At 46.0% G+C, this 10,098-nt stretch carries 6 protein-coding genes; 4 read left to right on the top strand and 2 right to left on the bottom strand.

Annotated features, from left to right (window positions below):
- Positions 1 to 220: 220 nt before the first annotated feature.
- Positions 221 to 1,600 (top strand): MFS transporter, encoded by a 1,380-nt coding sequence (locus AACQ17_RS06500; protein ID WP_026028333.1) that lies wholly within the window; start codon positions 221 to 223, stop codon positions 1,598 to 1,600.
- Between the two features lie 186 nt (positions 1,601 to 1,786).
- A complete protein-coding gene (gene pyk, locus AACQ17_RS06495) occupies positions 1,787 to 3,250 on the top strand; it encodes a pyruvate kinase (protein WP_013867899.1) in 1,464 nt (487 codons plus the stop codon).
- Positions 3,251 to 3,393: 143 nt separating this feature from the next.
- Here pyk and torS read toward each other — a convergent pair whose 3' ends face one another.
- Positions 3,394 to 6,291 carry a TMAO reductase system sensor histidine kinase/response regulator TorS gene (gene torS, locus AACQ17_RS06490; RefSeq protein WP_240507707.1) on the bottom strand — a complete coding sequence of 966 codons (2,898 nt, stop codon included), beginning with the start codon at positions 6,289 to 6,291 and terminating at the stop codon, positions 3,394 to 3,396.
- An 88-nt stretch (positions 6,292 to 6,379) separates the two neighbouring features.
- On the opposite strand from torS, the gene torT reads away from it, so the two are divergent.
- Positions 6,380 to 7,381 carry a TMAO reductase system periplasmic protein TorT gene (gene torT, locus AACQ17_RS06485; protein ID WP_094147584.1) on the top strand — a complete coding sequence of 334 codons (1,002 nt, stop codon included), beginning with the start codon at positions 6,380 to 6,382 and terminating at the stop codon, positions 7,379 to 7,381.
- Between the two features lie 52 nt (positions 7,382 to 7,433).
- Positions 7,434 to 7,889, top strand: coding sequence for a methylglyoxal synthase (locus tag AACQ17_RS06480; protein ID WP_026027464.1), 456 nt, complete (start codon positions 7,434 to 7,436; stop codon positions 7,887 to 7,889).
- Between the two features lie 101 nt (positions 7,890 to 7,990).
- Here the strand turns inward: AACQ17_RS06480 and helD are convergent, their stop codons facing one another.
- On the bottom strand, positions 7,991 to 10,054 hold the full coding sequence (helD, locus tag AACQ17_RS06475) for a DNA helicase IV (RefSeq protein WP_166538073.1): 2,064 nt from the start codon (positions 10,052 to 10,054) through the stop codon (positions 7,991 to 7,993).
- Positions 10,055 to 10,098 lie beyond the last annotated feature (44 nt).

Here is a 10,098-nt window from a genome sequence, read left to right as displayed (position 1 = left end):
ACGCAAAACAGCGTATTACAATTTCAATTTTATCAGCAAAACATAATTTACCCTTCGCTGAATTCCCATTTTTGACCCATTCACACTCTCAATTTGAGTCATTTCTGCCTCAAATTGGCACTTTTGAGCCCCATACCCATTTGTTTGAAGATGCATTCCGACAACGAAACAACCCTATTTAGTAATAACCCTATTTAGTATTTGATGAATGGAGAGCTCCATGCTTAACTTTTTTAAAACTCGCCCAGATCTACCGCTATCGGATAGCTCTGAGGGCGCAATGCAATCGCGTTTCAAAAGTTTTCAATGGCAAGTATTCTTAGGCTTAGTCTTTGGATACGCCATGTTCTATGTGGTTCGTATGAGTTTAGGTGTCGTTAAAAAACCGATGCTTGATGCGGGCATCGTATCGATAGAAGAACTCGGGATCATGGGATCAGCCTTCTTCTTCACCTACGCATTTGGTAAGTTTTCGAACGGTTTCCTTTCTGACTACGCCAACATCGGCCGATTTATGTCGTTCTCACTACTGCTTTCCGGTGCCACTGCCATATTCATGGGGTTGAACACCACGGCATTCTTCTTTGTGTTACTTTGGGCCGTCAATGGTTGGTTCCAATCGGTGGGTTCTGCGCCTTCTTGCGTCTCGCTTTTCCAATGGTTCTCACCTAAACAACGCGGAAGCCGTTATTCAATTTGGGGAGGATCTCGAAATATCGGCGAAGGCATCACTTGGATTCTAACAGCAACGCTAGTGAGTTATTTAGGCTGGCAAGCAGGTTTCATCGGTGCGGGCATTGCTGCCATCATCGCTGCATTGATTATGTTCTTTGTACTGAAAGATCGTCCGCAAACCTATGGTTTACCTGATGTTGCAACAGCATTTGGTGAAGAGCCCGAGTTCAAAAAAGCCAACGATCCAAAAGAAACACGTCGCGCTCAACTGTTCATTTTGAAGCAGCCGACTGTCTGGCTGATTGCCGCTGCTTGTGCCGCGATGTATATCTCTCGCTATGCGATGTCTTCTTGGGCGGTGTTATACCTACAAGAAACCAAAGGCTATTCACTGATTGATGCTGGTTTTGCAATGTCCACTTACCCTATTGCAGGCCTCGCGGGTGCTATTTTGTCTGGTATCATTTCAGATAAAGTATTCAACGCTAACCGTCATATCCCAACGCTACTTTACGGATTTGCCAACATTGCAGGTATGTGCTTGATGTTCTTCGGCCCCGATAACCGTATGGTAGATGCTGTTGCTCTAGGCTTAATTGGTTTTGCGATTGGTGGGCTTGTCGTATTTCTTGCTGGCCTAACGGCTTGTGACTTAATGCCTAAAAATGCCGTCGGTGCCGTAAAGGGCTTTATTGGTTTGTTCTCTTACTTAGCCGCTTCGGCTCAAGAACTGGTGTCTTCATCATTGATTAAAATGACGGAAGTGGATGGCGTAACCAAATATGACTTTACTCAAGCACAATATTTCTGGTTGGCCGCTGGCGTGATTTCTTTACTGCTTGCGACTACGGTATGGAATGCCAAGAAAGTAACGGATATTGATGCTCCTACGGGCCAGATACTGGAAACGAAACCAAGTCTCTAATCTATAACACCCTTGATACAGGGGGATAATCCCCCCTGTTATTTTCTTATTTTCATTCTTATTTTCTATATCCAAATCACTTGAAAAATCGACTAAATGTCGGCCGAGAGCAATGGACAAGTGCAATTAGCACCACCATAACTTCAAGTAAAATGGCTATAGCGAGTGTCGTTATAGGATACCACTATGTGTAAAACAAAAATCGTTGCAACGCTTGGCCCTGCAAGCCAAAGCCGTGAGATGATCACCAAGCTCATTAATGCTGGTGTTAACGTTGTACGTTTAAACTTTTCTCACGGCACCGCTGACGAGCATATTGAACGCGCGATGTTAGTACGTGACATTTCACAAAAGCTTGGTGTCAGTGTCGGCATATTAGTCGATTTACAAGGACCTAAGATCCGTATTTCCTGTTTTGAAGACGGTGCGATCACTCTAAAAGCGGGTGACTCATTTATTCTCGATGGGCTTCACCCCACAATGGCTGGTAACCAAGAACGTGTGGGCTTAGATTACCCGCAGCTGATTCAAGACTTGAAGTTGGGTGATACTTTACTGCTTGATGATGGCCGAGTACAACTCCGGGTCGAAGAACTCAACAAACCACAGCAGTGGGTAAAAACTCGCGTCATAAACAACGGTAAGCTGTCTAATCGCAAAGGCATTAATTTGCTCGGTGGTGGCCTCTCCGCGCCGGCACTGACGGACAAAGACAAACGAGACATCATCACTGCCGCGAAACTCCAAGCCGATTTTCTAGCCGTCTCATTTCCACGTAATGCCCAGGATTTACATGAAGCGCGCCGGTTAGCGGTACAAGCCGGATGTCATGCACACATTGTCGCCAAAGTAGAGCGAGCCGAAGTGGTGAGCGATCAAAAAAATATGGACGCGGTCATCAATGCATCCGACGTTGTGATGGTTGCTCGTGGTGATTTAGGCGTTGAAATCGGTGATGCTCGCCTACCCGGCGTACAAAAAGCGTTGATTGCGCGCTCAAACTATTTAGGCAAACCCGTTATCACCGCAACACAGATGCTGGAGTCGATGATTGACAGCCCGCTGCCAACACGCGCAGAAGTGCTTGATGTAGCGAACGCGATTATTGATGGCACTGACGCTATTATGCTGTCAGCAGAATCAGCGGCGGGAAGCTATCCCATTGAAGCAGTGGAAGCGATGGTGCGTATCGCTCACGGTGCAGAACAAGAGTTAGGCTGTGCGCAAAATTCATGGGATAAACTGCATCATTTGTGCAGCGATGCGGGCAAAAGCTTCGCGCTTTCTTCCATGATATCGGCGACTAAGGTTCACAAAGATCTTGGGGTCGCCATTTTAACTCAACAGGGAGAAACACCCCTGTTGATGTCTCGCTGTCAAAGCCAAGCTACCATTTGGGCACTCTCCGACAGGCCTGAACTGCTGCGTAAATTAACCATTTTGCGCGGCGTTACACCAACCTATATTCCATCATTAGCGACACAAGCAGATTTGCTGTCTCAGCAAGTGCTTAACGCTCTGGCACAAGACGCAGCTAACCGCCATATTTCATCCATTTTGATGACACAATTAGAATCGATCGAAGGCGTGGGTAATATTAACGTCTGTCGTTTATTGACGTTGCCAGTAGTAAAAGAATTAGCCGCGTAGAATGTAGGGTTCTGCGCCGCTAATCATGAGATCATTAAAATTATTCAGTGATCTCAACACCTCCCCCTAAAAAACCTTGCTCCACAGGGAACTTGGCCTGCGCTTGTCGCAGGCCCTTTTTAATGATGCCAACAGCCAATTATTTATATAAACAGTAACCTGAGTGAATGGATGGATTGAGCGGCTAAGGCTTCTAATTCCGCTTGTAGCTCTTGATAAGTTTGCGCAGAGTCAGCACTTTTCTCAATGACTAAACACAGATCAAACAAGGCATGCAAACCTAAGCTGCCAGCTGAACCTTTCAATTTGTGTGCTAACGACTTAACGATCTGAGCCTGTTCCCTGGATTGACGAAACTCGTGTAGGTATTCATGCGTGCAATCGGCGAACAGCTCAATGATTTCATTCATCTTGTCACGCCCTAGCACTTCAATATCCGCGAGTAGGATCCGCTCGTCCATAATCGGACGAGCGGATTTTTGGCTATCCGAGGTTACGTGCGTAGGCACAATCAACTCAACGGGTAAGGTATTGTGTTCAATACGTTGCTGGACAAGTTGTGCAAGATCTTCTTTGACTAAAGGTTTGGGCAAATAGCCATCAAAACCAGCCGCTAAATAGCTTTCCACCTCTTCATTAAACACATGAGCCGAAATAGCAATCATCGGTGTGGGGCGTAGATGCGAATACTGTTCACGTTCGATAAGTTTGAGCTGCGCCAACAGCTCAACACCATTAATGTCAGGTAGATTAATATCGAGCAGTGCGATATCAAACCTGTGTTCACTAAACAGAACCCGAGCTTCAGCGCCTGTTTTCGCGGTGAGCACATTATGACCGAAACTGGCCAAAAACCCTTCAGCAACCATGCAGTTGACAGGGTTATCCTCCACCAGCAAGATGTTGGCCTCTCGCGTCGCGGCTATCGGCCTTTTAACCACTTCATCCACTGCCTCTCCTCGCTGTAAAGGAACAGTAAACTCAAAACGGCTTCCTTTGCCTAAATCTGATTCAAGCTTAAGCTCGCCACCCATGGCTTCAACAAGCCGTTTGCTGATAGCCAAACCAAGCCCAGTACCGCCTTTGTAACTTTGCTCACTGGAAGCTTGAGTAAACGCATCAAACAGCCTGATTTGATCCTGTTCACTGACTCCAACACCGGAATCCGACACTTCAAATGTCACTTGATTAGGCATTTCAGCATCAAGACTGACATAAATATCCACATAACCTTGATCGGTAAATTTGATGGCATTACCCACAAGGTTCGTCAGCACTTGACCCAAGCGAGTCATATCACCCACCCAAAAAGAAGCAACATCCAGTTCAATCTGCTTGGTAAATTCAAGCGACTTTTCTTCAGCACGTCCTTTCATCAGTTGGTAAACATCGTCCACCATTTGATGCAAATTAAAGTTGGCATTGCGAATTTCTAAGTGTCCGGCCTCAATTTTTGAATAATCCAGCACATCATTCAAAATGGACAACAAGGTGTGGCCGCTGCGGTTAATCACGTCCACATACTGGCGCTGTTGAACGGTTAATGGCATCTCTTGTAATAAACGAGCCGTGCCTAATACGCCATTCATTGGTGTGCGGATTTCATGGCTCATGGTGGCCAAAAATGCCGATTTAGCACGGTTGGCTTGCTCGGCTAAGTTGCGAGCTTTGGCATGATTCAACACTTCCATATTGAGTTTCTCATTGGTGTGTTGTAATTGTTCTGTTCGCTCGGTAACCACTTCCTCTAAGTGCTCTTTGTGTTCTTGTAACGCCTCTCTCGCCTGCGCTTCACTTTCCGCCACCACTTTAAGAGACTGCGCGGTATTGCGAGCCGTGATGATCGCCTGCCCCATTTGCGCCAGTTCATCCTCTCCTTGGACTGCCACTTCAACCTGCAGTTGCCCTTTTGCGATGGATAACAGTGCCGATGAATATTCGGCTAAACGTTTTACCACCGACAGATAGACGACCTTCCACATAATGAAAGCTGCAATGAGAAGGCCAACCAAGGTTAATAAGGTCAATGTATACTGTGCCATGTTCAAGGTTGTAGAGAGCTGCGCAACAGCGTGAGTCGTTGTACGATTGGAGTCATCTACTAAGCGGCTAACGGTAGTATTGAGATCTGAAAACTGTACTAAGGTGTTTTGTGTGAGCGATTTCGCGACCTGTTCGTTATCATAACGTTGCTGCAAAACACTAAAAACCACTTTGCGCTTTTCTAACTCATTAAGCAGCTCTGTCATTTGCTTCGAACGCGTCGGGTCTTCTACCGCGCGTACTCTGCGCTGCATGATGGTGAGGTTATGCAAAAACTCTGTTTGGATCTGTTGGATTCGCTCAACATCGGTAACCGTGCGTGTCTCTTCGATGTGGCTGAGCATTTTGAACGCCAGCAAATGAAGCTCATGCAAGCGCTCTGAAAGATCGAGGTCCACTTCCACTAAAGCGTCTAACGCTTGGTACGCTTGTGATGTTTTATCGGCTTGCAGCAAGTCATAAATGTGCGTCACATTCGCCACTGCGATGGTACTGGTATTGAGCACTTGAGTGCGCGTCAGCTCTTCCAATTGCAGTGCCAGTTGTCGCATCTCTTCCACTCGAACACTTAAGTCATGTGCCAGATACAACTTACGCTCAACCGTAATACCAAGCTGAGCCAGTGTATCGATAACGCTTTGAACATCATTTTCTAGGCGCGTCAGCAGTTCTGAATCAAAGGAATCGGCACCCAACTGCTTGATATGATTAAGCAAAGATTGAAGCTGATCGAAAAGCGCTTTGCCATACTGCTGGCGCTCTTGCTCTGTTTTAGAGTTGGTTAACATTTGCACAGACGTAATGATTCGTGTGCTTAACTCCGACACTTGACGCGCTTCCAGCATCGAAGGAATGGCAGAATTCACCACATTACGTTCGGTTTTAGCCACCAGCGAAAAACCAAACACACCGATCAACGCCGATAACAAAACGAGCAGGGCCATTGCCGAAAAGGACAACATTAATTTTCGGCCAATACTGGCTTTGGCTAACAACATGGCACCCAACCTCAAACATTACTTCTTAAGCAACACGGAATGGGCTATATTTTGCAGTGTTTACTCACGTTATGCCAACGAATAGCGAATGCAATTGATCTTAAACCTTATTTCCCCAACGCTTTTACTGCTGATTTTAAGCTTGGTTAGCAGCACAACATTCGCCGAACCCCATAAGAAAGTCTGCGCTTTATACCCTCACCTCAAAGATTCCTATTGGTTATCAGTCAACTATGGAATGGTTGACGAGGCGAGAAAACAGAAGTTGAATTTACGCGTGTTAGAATCGGGTGGTTATCCTAATCATGAACGACAAAAAGAACAGCTTTCATTGTGCGTTCGTTGGGGCGCTGATGCGATCATTCTCGGTACTGTTGCGCCGGATCTTTACTCAACGGACTTAAGCACATACGTCGCTTCTACGCCTGTGTTTGCAACGGTTAATCAGCTCATTCTCAATCAGCAGCAGGCTGCGCGGCTACAAGGTCAAGTGGGTGTCGATTGGTATTGGATGGGATACTACGCGGGAAAATATCTTGCTGATAAGCACCCACAAGGCAGTGGAAAAACCAATATAGCTTTGCTACTTGGCCCGAAAACCAGTGGTGGTACTCAACCTGTTAGCCAAGGTTTTTATCGCGCAATACAAGACAGCGATATCAACGTAGTGGAAAGCCTATGGGCAGATAATGATAAAGAACTGCAGCGTAATTTAGTACAACAAGCGCTGGAGCGAGCTGACCTTCGCTATATTGTGGGCAGCGCCGTCGCGATTGAAGCGGCGATCAGCGAATTGAGAACCTCAGGGATGACAAACCACATCGGTTTGGTGGCAACCTATTTAAGTCATGGCGTCTACCGCGGGCTGCTGCGTGGCCGAGTCGAATTTGCGCCAACGGATAAAATGGTCGAGCAAGGCAGGCTTTCCATTCAACAAGCTGCGGCTTTTTTCAATCAGCAACCTTATGAAAAAAAAGCCGCACCGATTATCGAATCCTTAACGCCTATTTCACTCAATCCGCAGATAATTGCAGATTCGTTATCTCCATCTGAATATAGGCCGACTTTTAGCGTAAAAGAGATTGAATAAAAGTGGCGATTTCGCTATTTAACATACTGATTTGAATCATAGGGACTCTTCAATGCAAACAACGACTCGGACTATGCCTGCGCATAAGCATGTCGCTCTCGTCGCTCACGACAACTGCAAACCAGAACTACTTCGCTGGGTAAAAGAAAATAAAGAAAAACTACAGCGCCATTTTTTATACGCTACAGGAACCACTGGCAACATGCTCAGCAAAGAGACTGGTCTTGCTATAAAAAGCATGATCAGCGGTCCGATGGGTGGCGACCAACAAATTGGCGCGTTGATTTCTGAAGGAAAAATTGATGTATTGATCTTCTTCTGGGACCCACTCAATGCCGTACCGCATGATCCCGATGTAAAAGCTCTGCTACGAATTGCCAGCGTTTGGAACATTCCAGTTGCCACAAACCGCGCCAGTGCTAAATTTTTGTTCTCTTCACAGTTGATAGAGCAAGAGGTCGATATCGAGATCCCTGATTACCAAGCTTATCTAGCTGAACGCATGTAACTTATAACCTTTACATACGCACAGAGACACAGTCAAAATCCAAATCACCACATAAGACAACTTGATCGCCTGCGTGAACGCATCCTCTTTCAAAGGATGCGTTATTTCTGCTTCACCACTGGGTAATCCCCTGATAGCAATTCGCGAACAAAAACCGAGCCACTGCCCGAGTGCGTGATCCACACTTTCTCTTTAGCGCGGGTCATTGCAACGTAGAATAAACGGCGCTCTTCGGCGTAGGGGAAATCATCATTCGATTGGCTCAATGCACTATCGATATGCAGCGCTTTCACTCGAGCCGGAAACTGCCCCTCATCAACACCGAGCACAATCACAAAATCGGCTTCTTTACCTTTACTGGCATGACAAGTCATAAATTCTATATTGAGTGAGCGGTAATGCTTTTTCCAGTCGTTAAGCCGCTCTGGTTTATGATAATGGTTTCGTCCAAGCAATAGCACAGATTGCGTACTATTCGCTTGGCGATTGAGTTGATCCAAGATCTTTTCAATGTTGTTGCTTGGTGCAATAAAAACTGATTTTTGTTTTTGCTGCTTGAAGCTGTTAAGTGTTTTTGGTAACTGATTCGGATTGGCTTGAATAAACTGGTTAGCCACCGCACCCAACTGATCATTAAAACGATAAGTCGTATCCAGATAATGAACCGTCGAGTGTGGGAAGCGCTCACTAAACCCAGTCGTAAGATCAACGTCAGAACCAGCAAATTGATAGATTGACTGCCAATCATCACCCACTGCAAATAAGTTACACGCTCCTGGCTGCTGCTCACACAAAGATTGGATCAACGCCAATCGCTGTGGTGAAATATCTTGGTATTCATCGATCATGATGAATTTCCAATTCGATTTAAATTTGCCCTTTTCAACGTATTCCGTTGCGCGGCTGATCATCATATTAAAATCGATTTGATTTTGCTCTTTGAGCATTTGTAACCAAGCTTGGTAACATGGCCAGCACAAAGAGAGCTCACTGTTCAGCCTTGAATAGTCTGGATGGTCAATCAAACGTTGTTGCAGCTCCTTTTTCCCAAGACCAAGCATAGCCAGTTGCTCAAGCTGCTTTTCCAGCCATGCAATCAGCTTTGGGTTTTCAACATGGCTGCCCAGTTCATCATCACCAGCTAAATAAGCAATTGGCCATTTAGATAAATGCTTCTGCCAACGCTTAAAATTGGTCGGCGTCATCCAATGTTTCTTCAACCAATCAATACACCATACCAACTTTAAGTTACTGTCTAGAGCCACTGGCGAAATGATCGCTTCTCGCCCTTCGACCTCGTTTAAAATTTTCAGCCCTAACTGATGGAAGGTATTAACGCGAACGTGTTCCGCCGCCATGCCGATTTTGCTATCTAATCGCTGTTCCATCTCTTTCGACGCATCGCGACCAAAAGCCACCAGTAGAATTTCGTGGGCCTGTGCAAGGTGACTTTGGAGTAGATACGCAACACGCGCAGTCAAAACGCTGGTTTTGCCCGAACCTGCACCCGCAAGGATGAGGTTGTGATCATCATTGAGTAGCACTGCGTGTTGCTGCGATAGATTAAGGGGAGAACTTTCGACTTGAGAGAATAAGACTTCCCAGTTTTGACGTTCCAATTCAAGCCAGTGTTGATTTCGTTGGGCAAGGGACGCCGAGCGATCCGTAAGCCAAGGCGAGAGCTGAGCAATAGCATCAGGTAGCCGTTGACGTGCTTCGGCTAATTTCATGTCCATCGTCGAAAAATCAGCTTCCACTTGCAAAGCCCAAACATCTAATAAAGAGTGTGGTAAAAAAGAGGGTAAACGCTTCAAGCGATTGAGCTCTTGCTCCCAGCGAGGCAGATACTGACTTAACTGCACACATTGACGATTGTGCCATTGTTGATAAGCCGCTACCGCCGTATGGGCAAACTGTCGGCACTCGGGCCAAGGCAAACCTTGCACCAACCATGATTGTTGAACACCTTCATCTTCATGCGCAAAAAACTGCAATGCTCCCCAAAACAAACCACGCTTAACACGGACTTTACCGTTCCAAACCGTGAACGGGATCCGCTCTTCGCTGACAGCCGAGGAGATAATCAAACGCTGTTGGTCAAGTTCAACTTGGTTATATTCGTCTTGAATGAGAAATTGTGCAGGCTTATTTGCGCTCAGCTGCATGGTTTTATGCTCTTTTATAAGAATGTGAATATGATATACCAATC

It is taken from the genome of Vibrio sp. V10_P2A27P122 (assembly GCF_963874335.1).
GTDB classification, from domain to species: domain Bacteria; phylum Pseudomonadota; class Gammaproteobacteria; order Enterobacterales; family Vibrionaceae; genus Vibrio; species Vibrio anguillarum.
The sequence above is the reverse complement of the archived record's forward strand: the minus strand, read 5'-3'. Positions and strand labels throughout refer to the sequence as shown.